Origin of the sequence: Actinomadura sp. 9N215 (genome assembly GCF_044326345.1) — a bacterium.
Classification (GTDB): Bacteria; Actinomycetota; Actinomycetes; order Streptosporangiales; family Streptosporangiaceae; genus Spirillospora.
The window spans coordinates 491,279-509,459 of sequence record NZ_JBIRBA010000003.1; the positions used below are offsets into that span (position 1 = coordinate 491,279).

Annotated in this window: 17 protein-coding genes, 2 tRNA genes and 1 pseudogene; 13 read left to right on the plus strand and 7 right to left on the minus strand. The window is 70.4% G+C overall.

What is annotated here, in order from left to right; all coding sequences use genetic code 11:
• The first annotated feature begins 44 nt into the window (after positions 1-44).
• Both ACH34T_RS07720 and xerC read left to right on the plus strand, forming a co-directional pair.
• Entirely contained in the window at positions 45-224 is a 180-nt protein-coding gene (locus tag ACH34T_RS07720; protein ID WP_395991287.1) for a helix-turn-helix domain-containing protein, read from the plus strand.
• Complete coding sequence (gene xerC / locus ACH34T_RS07725) at positions 224-1,555, plus strand: tyrosine recombinase XerC (protein ID WP_395991288.1); 1,332 nt, start codon at positions 224-226, stop codon at positions 1,553-1,555. Before ACH34T_RS07720 ends, xerC begins: the two co-directional genes overlap by 1 nt.
• 69 nt (positions 1,556-1,624) lie before the next feature.
• Here xerC and ACH34T_RS07730 read toward each other — a convergent pair.
• Positions 1,625-1,697 (minus strand) — tRNA-Arg (locus tag ACH34T_RS07730).
• Between the two features lie 188 nt (positions 1,698-1,885).
• Here ACH34T_RS07730 and ACH34T_RS07735 point away from each other — a divergent pair.
• Together ACH34T_RS07735 and ACH34T_RS07740 are read left to right on the plus strand one after the other, a co-directional pair.
• Positions 1,886-2,320 carry a hypothetical protein gene (locus ACH34T_RS07735; protein WP_395991289.1) on the plus strand — a complete coding sequence of 145 codons (435 nt, stop codon included), beginning with the start codon at positions 1,886-1,888 and terminating at the stop codon, positions 2,318-2,320.
• A gap of 154 nt (positions 2,321-2,474) precedes the next feature.
• Positions 2,475-2,563 (plus strand) — tRNA-Ser (locus ACH34T_RS07740).
• 470 nt (positions 2,564-3,033) lie between these two features.
• On the opposite strand, the gene ACH34T_RS07745 is transcribed toward ACH34T_RS07740, so the two are convergent.
• From ACH34T_RS07745 to ACH34T_RS07760, 4 genes and pseudogenes are all read right to left on the minus strand, one after another.
• A complete protein-coding gene (locus ACH34T_RS07745) occupies positions 3,034-4,548 on the minus strand; it encodes an alpha/beta fold hydrolase (RefSeq protein ID WP_395991290.1) in 1,515 nt (504 codons plus the stop codon).
• On the minus strand, positions 4,545-5,678 hold the full coding sequence (locus ACH34T_RS07750) for a serine hydrolase domain-containing protein (protein ID WP_395991291.1): 1,134 nt from the start codon (positions 5,676-5,678) through the stop codon (positions 4,545-4,547). Before ACH34T_RS07750 ends, ACH34T_RS07745 begins: the two co-directional genes overlap by 4 nt.
• Positions 5,679-6,430: 752 nt before the next feature.
• Positions 6,431-7,030, minus strand: coding sequence for a dihydrofolate reductase family protein (locus tag ACH34T_RS07755; RefSeq protein ID WP_395991292.1), 600 nt, complete (start codon positions 7,028-7,030; stop codon positions 6,431-6,433).
• Between the two features lie 321 nt (positions 7,031-7,351).
• Positions 7,352-7,468, minus strand: a pseudogene (locus ACH34T_RS07760) (GntR family transcriptional regulator); the annotation flags it as partial.
• A 52-nt stretch (positions 7,469-7,520) separates the two neighbouring features.
• Between ACH34T_RS07760 and ACH34T_RS07765 the strand changes: the two are divergent.
• From ACH34T_RS07765 to ACH34T_RS07775, 3 genes are all read left to right on the plus strand, one after another.
• The gene (locus ACH34T_RS07765) at positions 7,521-7,733 is read left to right on the plus strand and encodes a hypothetical protein (RefSeq protein ID WP_395991293.1); all 213 of its coding nucleotides are present in this window, start codon (positions 7,521-7,523) and stop codon (positions 7,731-7,733) included.
• A 470-nt stretch (positions 7,734-8,203) separates the two neighbouring features.
• Positions 8,204-8,938 (plus strand): class I SAM-dependent methyltransferase, encoded by a 735-nt coding sequence (locus ACH34T_RS07770; protein ID WP_395991294.1) that lies wholly within the window; start codon positions 8,204-8,206, stop codon positions 8,936-8,938.
• A 143-nt stretch (positions 8,939-9,081) separates the two neighbouring features.
• Entirely contained in the window at positions 9,082-9,546 is a 465-nt protein-coding gene (locus ACH34T_RS07775; RefSeq protein WP_395991295.1) for an NUDIX domain-containing protein, read from the plus strand.
• A gap of 179 nt (positions 9,547-9,725) precedes the next feature.
• Here ACH34T_RS07775 and ACH34T_RS07780 read toward each other — a convergent pair whose 3' ends face one another.
• Positions 9,726-11,066, minus strand: a complete 1,341-nt coding sequence (locus ACH34T_RS07780) for an ADP-ribosylglycohydrolase family protein (protein ID WP_395991296.1) — start codon at positions 11,064-11,066, stop codon at positions 9,726-9,728.
• A gap of 325 nt (positions 11,067-11,391) precedes the next feature.
• Here ACH34T_RS07780 and ACH34T_RS07785 point away from each other — a divergent pair, with 325 nt between their 5' ends.
• Entirely contained in the window at positions 11,392-12,489 is a 1,098-nt protein-coding gene (locus ACH34T_RS07785; RefSeq protein ID WP_395991297.1) for a tellurite resistance/C4-dicarboxylate transporter family protein, read from the plus strand.
• Between the two features lie 164 nt (positions 12,490-12,653).
• Here ACH34T_RS07785 and ACH34T_RS07790 read toward each other — a convergent pair whose 3' ends face one another.
• Positions 12,654-13,787: a serine hydrolase domain-containing protein gene (locus tag ACH34T_RS07790; protein ID WP_395991298.1), complete on the minus strand. Its 1,134-nt coding sequence runs from the start codon at positions 13,785-13,787 to the stop codon at positions 12,654-12,656.
• Between the two features lie 631 nt (positions 13,788-14,418).
• Between ACH34T_RS07790 and ACH34T_RS07795 the strand changes: the two genes are divergently transcribed.
• The 5 genes from ACH34T_RS07795 to ACH34T_RS07815 all read left to right on the plus strand — a co-directional run bounded on the left by ACH34T_RS07795 (position 14,419) and on the right by ACH34T_RS07815 (position 18,140).
• A complete protein-coding gene (locus ACH34T_RS07795; protein ID WP_395991299.1) occupies positions 14,419-14,817 on the plus strand; it encodes a hypothetical protein in 399 nt (132 codons plus the stop codon).
• A gap of 197 nt (positions 14,818-15,014) precedes the next feature.
• Positions 15,015-15,512, plus strand: a complete 498-nt coding sequence (locus ACH34T_RS07800; protein WP_395991300.1) for a pyridoxamine 5'-phosphate oxidase family protein — start codon at positions 15,015-15,017, stop codon at positions 15,510-15,512.
• A 142-nt stretch (positions 15,513-15,654) separates the two neighbouring features.
• Positions 15,655-16,062, plus strand: a complete 408-nt coding sequence (locus tag ACH34T_RS07805; protein ID WP_395991301.1) for a YciI family protein — start codon at positions 15,655-15,657, stop codon at positions 16,060-16,062.
• Positions 16,063-16,067: 5 nt separating this feature from the next.
• Positions 16,068-17,213, plus strand: coding sequence for an RNA polymerase sigma factor (locus tag ACH34T_RS07810; protein ID WP_395991390.1), 1,146 nt, complete (start codon positions 16,068-16,070; stop codon positions 17,211-17,213).
• A 69-nt stretch (positions 17,214-17,282) separates the two neighbouring features.
• On the plus strand, positions 17,283-18,140 hold the full coding sequence (locus ACH34T_RS07815; RefSeq protein WP_395991302.1) for an SAM-dependent methyltransferase: 858 nt from the start codon (positions 17,283-17,285) through the stop codon (positions 18,138-18,140).
• Positions 18,141-18,181: the final 41 nt, after the last annotated feature.

An 18,181-nucleotide genomic window follows, 5' to 3' on the forward strand; every position in this document is an offset into this window, starting at 1 on the left:
CGGGTCACTCGTTCCGGTCCGGTCCCGTATCTGGAGACGCTGACATGTCAGAAATCGTCCTCACGGTCGATGAAGCGGCCGAACGGCTCCGCGTAAGCCGTTGGACGCTCTACAACCTCATCCGCTCCAACCAACTCCGAACGGTGAAGATCGGCCGACGCCGACTCGTCCCCGTCGATGCAATCGCCGAACTCCTCAACGAACTCACGGAGGACGCCGCCTAATGCCCAGAGTCGCCCCCGCCGTCCCCGAAGAGCCGGAGGACGGGAAGAAGCGCAAGAATACCCGGCGCAGTCGAGCGAACGGGGAGGGCTCCATCTACCCCTACCGCAACGGCTATGCCGCCTACGCCTGGGTCACCACCCCCGCCGGGGAACGCACACGGAAGTACGTCTACGGCAAGACCCGCGACATCGTCCACGACAAGTACATCAAGCTTCTCAACGAGGCCAAGCAACGCCCGATCGCTACCAGCATGCCGACCGTAGAGCAGTACCTCACGTACTGGCTCACGGACGTGATCGAGCCGAATCGGGAGCCGAACACGTATTCACACTATGAGCTGATGTCCCGGCTTCACATCGTCCCCGGCCTGGGCAAGAAGCGCCTCGACCGGCTCACCGTGCGGGACGTTCAGAAGTGGCTGAACAGCGTTCCGGGCAAGTGCCAGTGCTGCGCGCAGGGCAAGGACGCGCGACGCCCCAAAGAGCACAAGGACCCGCGCAAGCGGCAACGGTGCTGCGCCCTCGGGAAGTGCTGCCAGGACTACCCGAGTCGGCGGACCATCACCGCAGCCCGTAACACGCTCCGCGCGGCGCTGAACCAAGCCAGGACGGAAGAGATCATTTCTCGCAACGTCGCCACCCTCGTCAAGGTCCCGACCGCGCGGAAGCGCACCCGCAAGGCGTCCACCTGGACCGTGGAAGAAGCGCGACGGTTCCTCGAATACGCCCGGGAATCGGACGACCCGCTGTATGCCGCGTGGGTGCTCATCCTCGTCATGGGGGTGCGCAAGGGCGAAGTGTTCGGCCTCCGCTGGGCAGACATCGACTTCGCAGCCGACGAACTGACCATCGGATGGCAGCTACAGCGCGTCGGCTCCCGGCTCATCCATAAGGAGCGGACCAAGACGGACAGCTCTACCGACGTGCTTCCGCTCCCGTCGGTGTGCCTCTCGGCGCTGCGCGTGCGAGAGGCCCAGCTCTCCGCGGCCCGGGACGCCGCTGGCGACGACTGGCAGACAAGCGGACTCGTCTTCACCACGCGGACCGGCCGTCCGATCGAACCTCGCAACGTCAACCGCGCGTTCGAGTCGCGGTGTGCTGCTGCCGGTGTCCGGGTCATCCGGGTGCACGACACGCGGCACACGTGCGGCAAGCTGCTGGCCGCGCTGGACGTCCATCCTCGCGTCGCGATGCAGATCCTTCGGCACAGCCGGATCGGCATCACGATGGAGATCTACACGGAGGTTCCCTCCGAGGACACCCGGGCGGCCCTCAAGCGGCTTGGGGATCATCTGCGGCAAGCTGACGACAGCGGTGAGGCGTCCGTGTAGCTGTACTTCGCTGCTGTACCCACCAGCAAAGCCCCCTTGCGGAAGATCGCAAGGGGGCTTTGACCTGGGCGCACCCGAAGGGATTCGAACCCCTAACCTTCTGATCCGTAGTCAGATGCTCTATCCGTTGAGCTACGGGTGCTTGCCGGGATAACTGTACCGGCTCCGCTGACCTGACCGCGAATCGGTTGGCCGACGCCAGGCCGCGCGAGTGTGACCTGAGTCACGGAACCCTTTGTGGCCAAGAGACGCCAAAGTGCTGATCGAGACGGGAGTGACCTGTGTGGTCTCACCCGTCCGAAGCCCAATCCCCCCTGAAGGAGAATCCCCATGCGCATGTCTGCCACCAAGCTGGTCGGCGCTCTCGCCGTCGGTGGCCTGATGCTCGGCTCGACGGGCTGCGGCGCGGTCGACGCCCTCGCCGGCGGCAAGAAGTCGACCGCGTGCAAGAACATCGAGAGCGAGCTGCGGAGCTTCTCCACCGGCAGCGTGTCGGCGACCTCGCCCAGCGGCGCCTCGACGACGGCCCAGAAGTTCTCCGACACGGCAGCCAAGGTCCGCTCGGAGGGCCAGAACGCCGGCGGCGACGTCGAGACCGCCGCGACCGCGTTCGCCGGCGACCTCGACCAGACGGCCGAGATGCTCCGGAAGCTGAGCTCCGGCGACACCTCGTCCTTCGGACGGCCCGACACCGCAGCCATGCAGCGGCACGGCAACGACCTGGCCGAGGCCTGCGGCTTCAACGCCTTCCGGCTGGGCAGCTGACCTTCGGCGGTCCGCTCCCGCGGCCCCGGGAGCGGACGCCGGCCCGTCGTCTTCGCGCAGTGGCGGCGCCACGGACTATGCTGCTGGGACCCACGGGCCAGACTTTGCCGGTTGGCGCGCCGAACCGGTAACCTGTCTGGGCCTGACGGCTACTGGAGGATTCGCCTAGTCCGGTCTATGGCGCCGCACTGCTAATGCGGTTTGGGTGCAAGCCCATCCGGGGTTCAAATCCCCGATCCTCCGCCTCTCACCAGCGGTTATCTTGATCCCGTCGGATCGAGTGAACCGCTGGTTTCTTTTTGGCCGGCCGATGGGGGGCCGATGCGACGGGAGACCACGGCCGCGCCCGCCTCAGCGGCTTCCTTGAATAAGGCATACGTCGGCCACTACGGCCATCCCGCAAACGGCCACGCAACCGACGCCAGCGACCTCGTCCTCCGCCTCGGTCGCCTCCTCCGCGCCGACTTCGTCTGGACCCCAGGCCCCCGCGTCTCTCCCTGCCTCAAACCACCCCACGAACTCGTCTTCGACCTCGCCCACACGGCGGGACTCGCCACCATGACCCTCAAAACCACCGAGGGCTGCAACATCGCCGCTAGCCACCACACCGCGCGGCGGCGTGTTTGTGGGGGGCGGTTCGCTCGGCTTGACCCTGCTCACGACCGAGCGGGGTCCGCTGGTGCAGTGCCTTCTCGTCTGGGTCAGCGGTGAGGTTATGCGTTCGGGTCGCAGGTGAGGTCGTGGGGCGGGAGGTGGCCGGTCAGTAGGTAGTCGTTGACGCGGTCGCGGACGCAGGTGCTCGGGTATCCGCGCTGGTAAGGGGCGTGTACGCGGGCGTCCAGTGTGATCATTCGGGAGCCGCGCAGCAGGCGGTGCACGATCAGGTTGCGCGGATAGGTGGTTCGGGTGTCGCCGGTCGCGGCCACCATCAGGGCGGGCAGGTCCGCCGCGACCGTGGTCGGCGGCTCGGCGGGGCGTGTCGGCCAGAACGCGCAGGGGCCGATGCCGTGGCTCAGCGCGCCGAACATTCCGCGGCGGTGTCGCTGGACGTCCCGCCAGTAGAACTCGGGGTCGCCGGGCGCGGTCCTGTCCCCGCAGATGAGGGCGGCCTGCCCGCTGCCGTCGCGCGAGTCGGCGCCGGTCAGCAGGTAGGCGAGTTCGTCGGCCAATTCCGGGGTGGGCCGGGCGGGGCGTCCGGCGGCCGCCTCCCGGAGCACCTGGACGGACTCGGCGAGCACCACGCGTGCCCCGTCCTCGTCCGTCCCCAGGTTGTCGACCAGCACCACCGGCAGCATCGAGGCGTCGAGACGATACGGACCGATCGCGAGGGGCCGGTGGGCGGACGCCGCGAAGATCCGCTGCACCAGTCCGAGGACCTCGTCCCGGGTGTCGCCGAGGCCGTACGTCCCATCGCGCCGTGCTGCCCACGCGGCCCACGCGTCGAGCGCGCGTTCGTTGGCCTTCTCGGTGCCTGCCAGCAGGCGCGGCCCCCAGCTGTACGGGTCCTGCGAGCTGTCGAGGACGACCCGGTCGAACCGTCCAGGGAACATCGTCGCGTAGACCGATCCCAGGTACGTGCCGTAGGACGCGCCGTTGTAGGACACTCTCCGCTCGCCGAGCGCGCCCCGGACGATGTCCATGTCGCGGGCGATGTTGCGGGTGCTGATGTGCGGGAGCAGGGTCGCGTTCGTGCGTGCGCACCTGTCCGCCAGGTCCCGCGCGAAGGACACCGACCGGTCGAACGACCGGCGGGTCGTCCCCGGGCCCTTGATCCAGGTGGCGGCGGGCCAGCCGCAGTCGACCCCGGCGCTGCGTCCGAGCGACCGCGGGTCCAGGCCGATCAGGTCGTAGCGCGGGCCCGCGGCACCCATGAGGTCGCGCATGTACGGCGGCAGGTCGATGGCCGGGCCCGGCCCGCCCCCGTTGAGGATCATCGTGCCGATCCGGGGCGCTTTCCCGGACGCCTTCAGCCGGGAGATCGCGACCGTGATGGTGCGGCCGCCGGGATCGGCGTAGTCGAGGGGGACGGTCACGTCCGCGCATCGGGCGCCCGCCTCGTCCAGGGCCTTGCCGACCTCGTCGCCGCGGTTCAGCGTGCACGCCTTCCAGTCGAGACGCTGCTGGTAGAAGCGGTCAAGGCCGTTGGTGGCGGCTTCCGACGGCGGCGGCGCCATTGTCGCGGCCAGCGCGGCGGCCACCAGGACCGCCGCCGTCCGGATCCCGATCATCGCGGATCACACAGGGCGGTCTGGACGAGGTTCAGCTCGTCGTCGAACGCCTCCTTGGTCGAGGGGTTCTCGTTGAAGGCGATCGACACCCGTCGCCCGGACGGCGCCACCCCCGAGACCGCTGTGGAGCCGTCGATGTCACCGGCATGGCCCCACCACGTCCCGCCGCAGCGCAGGGGTGTGCCGATCAGGCCGAGGCCGTAGGCGCCGCCGTCCCAGACGCGGTCCGGATCCACCGGGACGGTCTGCTTCATTTCCGCGAGCGGTTCCGGTGGCAGCAGCCGTCCGCCGAGCAGCGCGGTGAAGAACGCGTTCACGTCGCGGAGGCTGGAGATCATGGCGCCTCCCGTCCAGGCCACGGTGGTGTTCAGCTCCGTGTAGTCGGCCCGGCGGCCGTCCTCCTGCCGGACGTAGCCGCGCGCGTGCGGACCCCTGATCCGGGTCTCGTCGCCCGGCCAGTATGTTTCGCGCAGCCGGAGCGGCCGGATGATCCGGTGCCGGATCTCGTCCTCCGCGCGGCGCCCGGTCACCTTCTCGACGATGAGCCCGGCGATGACGAAGTTGGTGGTGGAGTAGTGCCAGGCGGTTTTCGGAGGCGGCATGGACAGGGCCCGCTCGACCAATTCCTCTGGCACGAAATGCCGGAAACGGAATTCCTCGGTGGTCGCGAAAGTGTCCATGTGGTCGGGAAGGCCGCTGGTGTGGCGGAGCAGGCTCCTTACCGCGATCTTCCGGCCGTCGTATCCGTTCGTGTCGATGAGGCCGGGCAGGTAGCGGGCGACCGGGGCGTCCAGCGCGAGCCGTCCTTCGGCGGCCAGGGCGAGCACTGCGGTCGCGGTGAATGTCTTGGTGATGCTGCCTATTCGCAGCCGTATCGCGGCGTTCATCGGACGTCCGGTGCGACGGTCGGCCACGCCGCTCGCCGCCGTCCACGTTTCGCACCGCGGGTCGTCGACGCGCACGGCCGCCCCGGTCAGCCGGTGGACGCCCGTCATCCGCGTCAACGCGTCGCGGGTATCGGCATGATCGCCGCACCCGGACGCCGCCCGCGCGGGGACCGCGGTACCGGTTCCCGCCGCGATCAAGGCAACCGTCCCCAGGACGGCGCGCCGCCGCCTTGCTCCAGTCATGGCCATGGACGCTAGGCTGCGGCCGCCCAGAGCACACTGAGGCGATCACCCTGACCTGTCCTCGGGCTGCCCGCACGGCGAGCCTAGGGACAGCCCCATCGACCACCCGGCCGGCGCCGGTTCACCCGGGCAAGGGCGAGAAGTCGACGACTTCAGCGGCATAAACGCGGACGCCAACTGCGACACGAAGGGTGGACGCCAACTGCGACACGAAGGGCGGACGCCAACTGCTGCACGAAGGCGGACGCCGACTGCGGCACCTTCATCGCCGGGCGAAACGCGTCATCGGCGTTTCGGCGGTCGCGGCTACAAGGTGGGTTACAGGATGTTGAGCATTCCCCGGCAAGGCGACGAATCCTGCCTGCGGCTGGTGGCGTAGGTCAGGTAGGCCTACGCCACCTGACCGTTCTCGATGCGTCCCGCGGTGCCGGTGCAGTGCGGTTGCGCCCCGATGGTGTGGACGCCCTTCTTTAGGCCGCCGCCCAAATGTTCAGCGGTCGTCCAGCAGTTCTTGACCGCCAGATCCGAGACCGGTCCGCGCGGCAGATCGCCAGCCGGCGCGCCCGCCGCTCGACCCGCGTGAACCGGCCACTGATCCGGGCCGCCAGAGCGTGGAAATGCTCCTGCCAACGGGCAGGGTCTACCCTCCGGTGCGCGGCCACCGCGGGCATGCTCTGACTCGACAAGCCAGGCAAGATCGCGCGGTGGCCGCGCCACGTCGCGCCGCAACGCCGTCGGTCACGTCGTACCGTCTAGTCCGCGTTTCGGCGCTGCGGCCCGACGCCCTCGGGGATCTCGCCGTGAAGGTGCGGGATGTAGACGAGCTTCTGCGTCCGGCCGTCGAGCACGGTCGACTCGACGAGCTCCAGGTCGAACTCGGCCCCGTCGTGGAGGAGCGCCGCCCCGCCGGCGCGACCCGTGACGGCGGGGAACATGAGGATCTCGAGACGGTCGACGAGGCCCGCGGCGAGCAGAGCGCGGTTCAGCGAGATGCTGCCGTGCGACCGCATCGGGACGTCAGTGGTGCGCTTCAGACGCTCGATCGCCGTCACCGCATCCTCGTTGAGAACCGTCGAGTTCCGCCATCCGAGCGGCTCTTCGAGCGTGCTGGAGAACACGATCTTCGGCAGCTCGTTCAGGCTGTCGTAGTAGGGCTCGTCATACTCGACCACGAATTCCCGGAACGCCCGGAACGTCGTCGCGCCGAAGACGAGCACCTGGTCCTGCGCGAACGTACGCACCCGGTCCTCGCGGACCTCGGGGCCCTCCTTCCCCCAATATCCGGGCCAACCTGTGGCCATGCCGTAGCCATCCAGGCTGCAGAAGAAGTCGACGGTGAAGGTGGTGCTCATGGTGCTCTCCCTTTCCTTGCCCTCGCGCCGCCTCAGGTGAGCGGCCTTCACCCCTTCCACGAACACGACTGACCCGATCCGACACCTGTCAGGGGACGCGGTGGTGGCGGTTAGCCGATGGTCTTGTGGGCTTGAGCATGGCCTAGTGCCGCCTTGGCGATCTGGATCGGCTCGGTGGTCGATGCCGATGCTGGCGATGACGGCCCGTATTTCGCGGGTGGCGTGGCGGGCCTGCTCGCGGGCCGGCTCTCCGGCGGCCGAGACGAACGAGCCGGCCCGTCCGTGGGTCTCGATCAGTCCGGCCTCCTCCAGTTCTCGGTAGGCCCGGTCGACGGTGTTCCCGGCGAGGCCGAGGTCGGCTGCGAGGCGGCGGATCGGCGGCGGCCTGGTGCCGACGGCGAGCGGGCGGTTCTGGATCTGCCGCGCCGGCTGGGCCAGGAGTTTGCTCGAACGGCGGCGTCGGCGAGGCGGCGTCGATGACGATCATCGGGTGGCCATGGCTCGCCGCGCCGCCGTCGCGTCACCGGCGCTCCGGATCTGGATCAGCCAGAGCGCGATGACCGGCCGCCACCACGAGGCCAGCGCGACTGCGTTCCACCAGCCGAACGAGTCTGCGTACAAGAAGATGGTCGGCAGCGACCACACCAGACTGGGCGCTGCGAGGGCGTGGGGCGCCCTCGACCCGCGATGGCATCGGCCGTGAGCGACGCCTCGTCCTGCGCCACCCGCCGGGCGTCAGCGCCTGGCGCAGCTGCATGACGATGCCGGCGCCGGCCCCGGCGAGGCCGGTCAGCACGTGGAGCCCATCGGGTTCGGTGAAGTTCTTGATGAGGACGCCGTCGCTGGCGCGGGTGCGGACTACAGCTTGTCCCATGACTGTGGAGACTGGGTCGAGCGAAACGTTGAACTGGCTCTGCCCGCCGGGCCGTTTCCGGTGAATCACCAGCTGCCGTGCCACGCGCAGTGCGACGTTCTGCCCGTGGTTGTGGGTGACCGGCGTGAGCGTCAGGTCTGGGCACGCGTTCAGCCCGGGGCCCGTCCACGCGTCGCCGTCGCGGATGAAGACCGGGTCGGTGTCACCACGGTGTCGGGTATTCGGCGGTGAGCTGGTCGGCGTTGGACCAGTGCGTTATAGCCGGCCCCCGAGCGGCCGGTTCGTGGCAGGGTGGCGGGATGCCTGGCGCGCGGTACGGGATGGATGCGCCCTACGGGTTCGGCTTCGTGGGCCTGGTCGTGCTGGGGTTCTGGGTGACCGGGCTGGTGCTGGCGGTCACCGCCGATCTGGCCGCCGCGCTGCCCGCGCTGGTCTCCGGCACCCTGCTGGCGGGATGCCTGGCTTTGAGCCTGCACGCCACGCTGCGCGGCAAGTTCCTGGTCTGGCGGGACGTGCTGGACGAGCTGGACCTGCGCGGCGACGAACGGCTGCTCGACCTCGGCTGCGGACGCGGCGCCGTCCTGTTGGCCGCCGCCCGGCGCCTCCCGCAGGGCCGGGCGGTCGGCGTGGACCTGTGGCGCGGACGGGACCAGTCCGGCAACACCCCAGCGGCGACCCTGCGCAATGCCCGCGCCGAAGGCGTCGCCGACCGCGTTCACGTGCAAGGGGGTGACCTGCGCAGACTCCCGTACGCGGAGGCAAGTTTCGACCTGGTGGTGTCCAGCCTGACGGTGCACACCATCTTCGGCGCGGACGCCCGCGCCCAAGCGATCGCCGAGGCGTACCGGGTACTGCGGCCGGGCGGCCGCCTGCTGATCGCCGACCTGGCGCGGACCCCCCGCGAGTACGCTGCGGTGCTGGCCCGGCTGAACGCCCAGGACATCCGCGTGCGCGGCCTCGGCTGGCGCGCGTGGTGGGGCAGTCCGTGGGTCCCGACCCGCCTGCTCACCGCCCGCAAACCAGACACCCCCTGAACACACCTACCGGCACGATCCCGGGCCCCATGGCCACCTGGCGTGGCTACGCGGCGGTTTCGTGCTGCGCACCGGCGAGCAGGGCGGCCCGCGCGGTCGTCATCACTTCCGATGGTCCGGGCGGGCGCGGTTAGCATCGCCTGGTGGCGTGGATCGACCCGACGGCCTGGTACGCGGCGCTGCCCGCCTGTTATCTGGCGACGGGCATGCTGCTCACCGACACCCATGGGCGGGTGCTGCTGGTCAAGACCTGTTACCGCGACGACTGGGGGCTGCCCGGCGGCGTCGCGGAGGAAGGCGAACCGCCGCACCTGGCATGCCGCCGGGAGATCGCCGAAGAACTCGGCCTCGACCGTCCCGCCGGACCGCTGCTGGCCGTCGACTTCGTCGCCGCCAGCGGCGACCGGCTCCGTTCGATGATCTACCTGGTCTTCGACGGCGGAACCATCACCGACCCCACCATCACCGTGCAGGAAGACGAGATCGCCGAGTACGCCTTCCTGGCGCCCGACAGCGTCGCCTCACGCATGCCGGCCACGACCGCCCACCGGATGCGGCGTGCGCTGACCTCGCGCCGCACCGGCTACGTGGCCTACCTGCCGTCTTGACCGGACCATCCGGGAGCCAGAGGCGGCTACGACGCTCGTCGCTCGTCCGGGCACGGCGGCGCGCGGGGTGCAGGTGGGGGTGGGTGGTGGGCATGCTGGTGACGCGGGTGGCCTACTGCCAGACTTCGGCGCGCGCGGCTGGGCGTGGGGCAGTGGATGCGCTGGTTGTCAGGTGGTTCTTAGGCTGGGTGGAGTCTGGCCAGCCAGCCGTTGTCTGGGCGTGCTCGTCTTAGGGCGGCGCGGAAGGCGTCGGTTGGGTCGGCCTCGGGTAGGGCGCGTTCCATCGCGGCGATGGCCTGGTCCCGGTCGGCGCCGGTGCGGCGCATGGCGTACAGGGCGCCGATCGTGGGGGTCCTGCTGTAGGCCGCTACGCAGTGCACCAGCACCACGTGTCCACCGGTGCGCAGCTGTTCGATGGCGGTGACGGTGTCATGCAGGACGAAGTCCAGGTTCGGGTTGTCCGCGGGCTCGTCGCAGTCGGCGAGCCGGACTTCGATCCAGTGCGGCGTCCGCGCCAGGATCGTTCGCCGTTCCTGTTCGCCGACCGGGCACAGCGACACCACCGCGGTCACGGTCGCGGGCAGGTCGCGCACCGCGGCCAGATCGGCGAGCAGGACGCCGGGGTCGTCGGGATGCGGCACGGTGATCGCGGGACGGTCCCCGCCGCCGTAGACCGGGGGTGCGTACGTTCCGCCGGTGGCGAGCGCGGCCGCCAGGGCGATCAGGTCCTGCGGCCCACGTTCGGATCGGCCACGCAGGTCCAGCCGCCAGCGTGCGGGGACGGCCGACGCTCCGTAGGCCGCGCCGAGCAGACCTCCGGCGACCGCACCGGCGTCTCGGCGGCCGAGCGTCGCGTCTTCTAGCGCCAGGCGCAGGTGGTCTACGCGGAAGGAGCCGTCGACGGGCTCGTCCTGCGGGACCGCGGTCGTGGTGATGGCACACCATGCCGCCTGCAATGCCTCTGCCGCTTGGCCGGTGCGGGTGAAGTCCCGCGGCCGGGCGCGCTCCGCCTTCCTCAGCCGCTCGACCCACCGGGTGCGGCCCGGTTCGGGCAGCCGTTCCAGGCCTACGCGGACATCGAGGGTGCCGGTGAGCACGGCGTGCCGGATGGCGTGGCACCACAGCATGCGGGCTTCGCCCGCCTCCGGAGTGTCGTCGGTGAGAGCGCCGATCGCGGTCGCCGCCTCGGTGAGGCCGTCGGGATCGTCGAGGAACGCCAGCGCGACCGGGGCGGCCCACGTGAGCGGGCCGCTCCCGGCGTCCTTCCCCCAGCGGGCGCGGATCGCGGCTTGGGCGGACGCGGTGCGCAGGTCAGCGCCGGAGGCGGCCACCTCCGCGACCACCAGCGTCCTGAAAGTGTCGTCGGTCCATTCTCCCGGTGCCGAGTCACTTTTCATGGTGGTCGGGGCGTCCGGGGGCGGGGGCGCACCGGGCTCGTTTTCGACGCTGAGCGCGTCCCCGGCGGCGGCGGCGAGCAGAACGCCGCAAGCGCGATCCAACTGGGCGGTTTCGAGATCCACAACGTCCCATTATGCTCGGGGCGCCGCGTCGGCGAATGGCTCCGCCCGCTTCGAGGTATTCCTGGGGCGATGTTTGTCCACTGGCGGGGGCTGCGGAATCGCGCGTATGCGCCAGTTTCAGTTCAGCGAAACGGCCCCATGGGACTGGCCAGGATTTCTTTTTCACTACCGCTCGCATCTGGTGCGAATGGTTCGCATCGACCGGAGCTGCGGCGGGAGTCGGTGAGCGTTCATGGTCCGGTACCGTCAGCGGAATGCGGATGCGGATATCCGTCTCGCAGCGGGCGCCGGTGGACGCGTGCGGTCAGCGAAATGAACGGCTGAGATGAGCGTCCAGGGCGCGGGCACCCTGGGCGCGGGTGCTCGTTCCGCCGCCGCGGCTACGCGGGCCGTGGCCACGCTCAACCCTGGCTATTTCGCCTTTGTCATGGGCACCGGCATCGTGTCGATCGGTGTGAGTGCCCATGGTCTGGTCGTGTTGTCCATGGTTCTGTTGTGGGTGGCCGCGGGGGGCTTTGCCGTTCTGGTCGTCCTGACCGCCTGGCGGGCCGCCGCCTTTCCCGCCGAGCTGCGCGACGACTTCGCCGACCCCCGGCGCGGCTTCGGGTTCTTCACCTTCGTCGCCGCGGGCGATGTGCTCGGTACCCGCCTGGTCATGGCCGGCCATCATCGGATCGCGCTCGCGCTGCTGGGGCTGGGGTGCCTCGGCTGGCTGATCCTCGGCTACGTGGTGCCGTGGACGGCGGTGATCGGACGTACGGAACGACCGGTCGTGGCGGGCGCCAACGGCACCTGGTTCATCTGGGTGGTCGCCAGCCAGTCCGTCGCCGTGCTCGCCGCCGTCCTGGAGCCGTCGGCCGCGGTCGGCCGCCGCGAGCTCGCCCTTCTCGCGGTCGCCGCCTGGTCGGTGGGGGTGTTCCTGTACGCCGCCGTCGGTGTCTTCGTCGCCGCCCGCCTGCTGCTCTACCCGCTGCGCCCCGACGACCTCACCCCGCCGTACTGGGTCGCCATGGGCGCCACCGCGATCACCGTGCTGGCCGGGGCGCGCATCGTCCAGATGGCGGACGCGCCCGCGGTCACCGCGACGCGCGACCTGGTCGCCGGGGCCTCGGTGGTGTTCTGGGCGTTCGGCAGCTGGCTCATCCCCCCGCTGGTCGCGGCGGGATGGTGGCGGCACGTCACGCACCGGGTTCCGCTGCGCTACGAGGCGACGCTGTGGAGCCTGGTGTTCCCGCTGGGGATGTACGGCGTCGCGGGGCACTACCTCGGCGCGGCCGACCGCCTGCCCGTCGTCCGGATGGTCGGGGAGGACGAGATCTGGATCGCCCTCACCGCATGGACGCTGGTCTTCGCCGCCATGATCGTCCACCTGGGGCGCACCCTCCTGTGGCGACCCTTCGCGGCTCGCCCGACACGCCGCTGAGCCCCGCACCAGCAGGCCGCGCGGAGGCGGATCGCGCGGAGGCGGATCGCGCCGTCCGGTCGACGGGACGCGCGCGGGCGGGCGCCGTCCCGGACGACGGGACGCGGACGGGCGGGCGCCGTCCCGGACGACGTGGACGCGGGCGTAGCGCCCCGCGGCCGGCGCTACGAGGACGGGCAGAATACGGTCTCCACGGCCTTGCCCATGGCTTGGGCCGGCTCGCTGATGTCCTTGACGCTCACAGTGGCCGACACCGCGAGCTGGCGGCGGCCGTCCTCCGAGTAGAAGGTCATGGCGAGGAAGCCGGGAGCGGTCCCGCCCGCGATTTTGAGATCGTCGCCGCAACTGCCGCGGCCTTCGCCTCGGGGGTGCGGGACATTGGGCAGCGGGTCGGTCAGGATTCGCTGGAGGTCCGGCGGCAGCAGTCTTCCCTGGGTGAACGCCCGCTGGAAGGCGCTGACGTCGTGCGCGGTGGAGACCACCCCTCCGGCCGCTCCGGCGATGCTGGCGTTGAACCGGTCCACGTCGCGCAGCCTGCCGTGGGCGTCGGGATAGTAGCCGTGCCCGTGCGGCCCCTTGATGCCCTCAGGCGGCTTGACGGGAAGGTAGGTCTTGGTCATCCCGAGCGGGCCGAACAGGCGTCTGTGCAGCTCGGCGGACAGGTCGTGGCCGGTCAGACTCTCGATGACCACGCCGAGGAGGGTGTAGTTGGTGTTGGAGTAGGACCACTTCTCGCCCGGTTCCCCGGTCCGGGGCCGGCCGCGGCTCCACTTCACCAGATCGAGCGGCCGATAGTGGGTCGTGAAGTCGAACACGTCGAACGAGGGGTCCTCTCCCTCGCTCCCGTCCGGGTTCGGCTTGGCGTACCAGTCGGGGATGCCGGACGTGTGCCGGATCATCTGCCGCACCGTGATCTCGTCGGCCCGCGTCACCAGGTCCTTCTCCACCACTTCCGGCAGCAGGTCGCCGAGCTTGTCGTCCACCCCCAGCCTGCCCTCGTCGACCAGTTGCAGCACCACGGTGGCCACCATCTGCTTGGTCTGCGACCCGATCCGGAAGCGGGCGGTCGCGGGGATGCTCCCGCCCTTTCCGTCGAGCAACCGGGAACCGGCGCCGCCCTGCCCGATGGCCCTCCCGTCGACGTAGGCGCCGCCGACGGCCCCCACCACCCCAGGGGCCTTGGCCAGCTCCTCCATCGCTTTCTGCACGTTGTCGACCCGGGCCGGGGCGGCGATGGCGGGCCCGGCCTGGGCCAGCATCACCATGACGACACCGGCGGCCAGGCCGGCAGTCTTCAACGGCCGACGAACGTTCTTGTGGGACACGAAGCGTGCTCCTCTCATCATCACTTTCCAAAGCGGGCACGCCATGCCCTCAGCGCAAACCGCAGTGAATCACCCCCACCGAAGACGGGAGAATGTTGCGGTGGCGTATGCGCTTTTCGATACGCCCGCGATACACGGAATCCCGGCACGAGGGGCCCGATGGCGGAATCACGGAACGAGGGATCGGATTTCGGCCTGGTCACCGAATGGTGTGCGCGTACCTTTGCCGACGCGTCGGTGGTGGCCGGGCAACTGCCGTCCACGTCCGCCGCGGCACACGGGCCGCACGCCGAACGTGCCCTCGCCCTGCGGATGGGCATTCTCGCGCAGAAGGCGCCGCCCTATCGCGCGCCGCGCGCTCTCCGACCCTTGGTCTCCGGCGGATGGGCGGACCGCATGGCGGGGCAGTACTCCACACACGCAAAACTCACGCCGCCCTTCCAGGACAAGGCCGCCGACCTGCGCCCCACCGCACCCGGGTGGATCGACACGGACGGGCAGGGCGTTAGGCGTCGCCGAGCCGGTCTTCGTCCGCGGATGGGCGGAAGGCGACCTCGTCCTCGACGGCGCCCTGATCGCGGTGTGCGTCGGCGACCGGACCCGGGTGGCCAGGCGCCTGCAGCACCTCGTCGCACACGCATGGCTCGACGTCGACGACCTCTACCGCGTCGGCAAGGTCGGGGTGTACCTGGATCCCGGCACCCTGATCACCTGGCCCGTCCGCTTCCTGGCCGACGGGCTCCTCCCTCCGGCCGGTCCGGACACCGCACGCACCGACTTCCTGGCGTGGGCCGGACGAGCGATCACCGCCCCCAGGCCGGTACCGGTGGACGTCGCCCGAAAGGCCCGGCCAGGCCGCATAGCGGACGACGAACTCAACCGTGCGCTCCCCCTCGGCATCGTCTACGGCCCGGAGAAGTGGGACACCTTCGCCGACGCAGAATGGTCCTACTGGGACCTGTGGATGAGCGTCGTGGCCATCGTCGACCACGGCGGCGACTAGGACCGGGATCTCCTCGAACGGATCGTCGGCAGCCTGCACGACTCCTACGACGCCGAACGGCTCGACTGGGCGGCACGCGACGTCATGAGCCTCTTGAAATCCTTTTAGCCGCGCCGGTGTCGAGAATGCGGTGACGGCTCCGTCCTAGGATCACCAGCGGCCATGACGGGCCGGGAAGACGACAGTGGGAGACGACCATGCAACCGAACGAGGTCACTGAGGTTCTGAACCGGCCGCTCAGCCAGGAACTGCTGGCCCGGGACCTGACCCGCCTGGCCTACGTCGCCAAGGACGGCACGCCCCGCAATGTGCCGATCGGGTTCACCTGGAACGGGTCGGAGATCGTCATGTGCACGTCGAAGAACGCCCCGAAGCTTCCGTCGCTGCGGGCGAACCCGGCGGTCGCTCTCACGATCGACACCGAGGTGCACCCGCCCAAGATCCTGCTCATCCGCGGCCGGGCCGAGCTGGACGTCGTCGACGGCATCCCGGACGAGTATCTGGAGTCGAGCGGCACCTACGAGATGACGCCCGAGCAACGGGTGGAGTGGGAGGCCGGGGTGCGTTCGCTCTACGACGGCATGGTCCGGATCGTCGTGACCCCGACGTGGGCGAAGCTGATCGACTTCGAGACGACCCTGCCGAGCGCGGTCGAGGAACTGATCCGGGAGCGGGACGAGCGCCAGCGCGCCTGAGCGGCGGCACGGTCGCCCGCGTCGGCCGGACCGCTGACATTCCCCCGGAAATGTCGGGGAGGGGATGTCGAGATCCTGAGGACGGCTCCGTCCCCGCAGTGAACACGGCCGGAACGGGCCGTACCGCACCAAGGAGAACACGATGGCCAAGTACCTGCTTCTCAAGCACTACCGGGGCGCGCCCGCAGCGGTCAACGACGTGCCGATCGACCAGTGGACGCCGGAGGAGATCTCGGCCCACGTGCAGTACATGGAGGACTTCGCCGCCCGGTTGGAGGCCACCGGCGAGTTCGTCGACGGCCAGGCGCTCGCCCCGGAGGGCATGTTCGTCCGGTACGACGGCGAGGGGCGGCCGCCGGTCACCGACGGCCCGTTCGCGGAGACCAAGGACCTGATCGCTGGCTGGTACGTGATCGACGTCGAGAGCCAGGAGCGGGCGGTCGAGCTGGCCGGGGAACTGTCCGCGGCCCCGGGCGCGGGCGGCAAGCCGATCCACGAATGGCTTGAGGTGCGCCCGTTCCTGAGCGTGCCCCCGACCATCACGGAGTGACACACGTGGACGAGGCCGTGCTGCGGTCCCTCACCCCCACGGTGATCGCCATCCTCGGCCGTCGCGGAGCAGACTTCGCGGCGGCCGAGGACGCCGTCCAGGACGCCCTGGTCGAAGCGCTGCGCGTGTGGCCGGACGATCCGCCGCGGGACCCCAAGGGCTGGCTCCTCACCGTGGCCTGGCGCAAGTTCCTCGACGCCGCACGCGCCGACACGTCCCGGCGGCACCGCGAGGAACGCGTCGAGACCGAGCCCGTGCCGGGCCCGAGCCGGGCGGCGGACGACACGCTCCAGCTGTACTTCCTGTGCGCGCACCCGTCCCTGACGCCGGCATCGGCCGTCGCGCTGACCCTGCGGGCGGTCGGCGGTCTGACCACGCGCCAGATCGCGCGGGCGTACCTCGTCCCCGAGGCGACCATGGCGCAGCGCATCAGCCGGGCCAAGCGGACGATCTCGGGCGTCCGGTTCGATCGGCCAGGTGACGTCGCGACGGTCCTGCGCGTGCTCTACCTCGTGTTCAACGAGGGCTACTCCGGCGACGTCGACCTCGCCGCCGAGGCGATCCGGCTCACCCGCCAGCTGGCCGCCAAGATCGACCATGAGGAGGTCGCGGGCCTGCTGGCGCTCATGCTGCTGCACCACGCGCGGCGCCCGGCCCGGACCGGCCCAGGCGGCAGGCTCATACCCCTCGCCGACCAGGACCGCGGCCTGTGGGACACCCGCCTGATCGCCGAGGGCGTCGAGATTCTCCAGGCGGCCCTCGCCCGCGACCGGCTCGGCGAGTTCCAGGCCCAGGCCGCCATCGCCGCGCTCCACGCCGACGCCCCGGCGGCCGAGGAGACCGACTGGGTGCAGATCGTCGAGTGGTACGACGAACTGCTGCGCTTCACCGACAATCCGGTGGCCCGCCTCAACCGCGCCGTCGCCGTCGGCGAGGCCGACGGCCCGCGGGCCGGACTGGCCGCGCTGGCGGAGGTCGACCCCGCCCTGCCCCGCCACACCGCCGCCGCGGCCTACCTCCACGAGCGCGACGGCGACCCGGCCACCGCGGCGCGGCTCTACGCCGAAGCCGCCCGATCGGCGTCCAACCTCCCCGAACGCGACCACCTCACACGACAGGCCGCACGCCTCAACGCCCAACTGCGGGACTGAACGCCGCACGGCGAGGACGGACGGCTACCGTTGGCTGCTCGGACGACTGCACGACGGGAGCGGGAGCGCATGGTGGACGCTGAGCATCGTGAACCGCCGATCGAGATCCGTCACGACGTACCGGCATCGGCGCGGGTGTACGGGTGGGCGCTGGGCGGAAAGGACAACTACCAGGTCGACCGCGACTTCGCGTTGAAGACCGCGCCCGTGTTCCCCGAGTCGATCGACATCTCGCGGCAGAACCGGCTGTTCCTCTACCGCGCGGTGCGGTACCTGGCGACCGAGGGCAGGGTCCGCCAGTTCCTGGACATGGGCTGCGGGCTGCCCACCGACAACAACGTCCACCAGGTCGCCCAGAAGTTCACGCCCGACGCCCGCGTCGTCTACGTCGACATCGACCCGATCGTCCTGGCCTACGGGCGCGCGCTGCTGGCCGGGGACGGCTCCACCGTCGTCATCAACGCCGACTTCCGCGACGTGGACGCCGTCCTGGGCCATCCCGACCTCCGGCGGCTGATCGACTTCGACGAGCCGCTGGCCGTGCTCTTCCTGTCGGTCGGCCACCATCTGACCGACGCCGACGATCCGCGCGGCATCGTCCGGACCCTCATGGGACGGGCGGCGTCCGGCAGCCACCTCGCGTTCTCCCAGATCGTCTGCTCCGAACCCGAGCGGGCCGCCGACCTGGACGCCCGCATGAACGCCGCCGGAATCCCGTGGCAGAACCGCGCCCGCGAGGAGGTCGACGCCCTCCTGCTGGACGGCCTGGACCCGGTCGAGCCGGGCCTCGTCAACCTGCTGCACTGGCGACCCGACCCCGATCAGCCGCCGCTGCCTCCCGCTCCGGAGGAGCTGGCCCAGTTCGTCGGCGCCTCCCGGATGGCACGGGACATGTGCGAATACGGCGGCGTCCTGCGCAAGCCATGACGCGGTGGCCGGACGGCGGCGACCGTCCGGGTGGGGGCTGT

Bases quoted from the DNA above. Each gene is read 5' to 3' on its own strand.
- ACH34T_RS07720 (WP_395991287.1), top strand. From the start codon at position 45: ATGTCAGAAATCGTCCTCACGGTCGATGAAGCGGCCGAACGGCTCCGC.
- xerC (WP_395991288.1), top strand. From the start codon at position 224: ATGCCCAGAGTCGCCCCCGCCGTCCCCGAAGAGCCGGAGGACGGGAAG.
- ACH34T_RS07735 (WP_395991289.1), top strand. From the start codon at position 1,886: ATGCGCATGTCTGCCACCAAGCTGGTCGGCGCTCTCGCCGTCGGTGGC.
- ACH34T_RS07745 (WP_395991290.1), bottom strand. From the start codon at position 4,548: ATGATCGGGATCCGGACGGCGGCGGTCCTGGTGGCCGCCGCGCTGGCC.
- ACH34T_RS07750 (WP_395991291.1), bottom strand. From the start codon at position 5,678: ATGACTGGAGCAAGGCGGCGGCGCGCCGTCCTGGGGACGGTTGCCTTG.
- ACH34T_RS07755 (WP_395991292.1), bottom strand. From the start codon at position 7,030: ATGAGCACCACCTTCACCGTCGACTTCTTCTGCAGCCTGGATGGCTAC.
- ACH34T_RS07770 (WP_395991294.1), top strand. From the start codon at position 8,204: ATGCCTGGCGCGCGGTACGGGATGGATGCGCCCTACGGGTTCGGCTTC.
- ACH34T_RS07785 (WP_395991297.1), top strand. From the start codon at position 11,392: ATGAGCGTCCAGGGCGCGGGCACCCTGGGCGCGGGTGCTCGTTCCGCC.
- ACH34T_RS07800 (WP_395991300.1), top strand. From the start codon at position 15,015: ATGCAACCGAACGAGGTCACTGAGGTTCTGAACCGGCCGCTCAGCCAG.
- ACH34T_RS07805 (WP_395991301.1), top strand. From the start codon at position 15,655: ATGGCCAAGTACCTGCTTCTCAAGCACTACCGGGGCGCGCCCGCAGCG.
- ACH34T_RS07815 (WP_395991302.1), top strand. From the start codon at position 17,283: ATGGTGGACGCTGAGCATCGTGAACCGCCGATCGAGATCCGTCACGAC.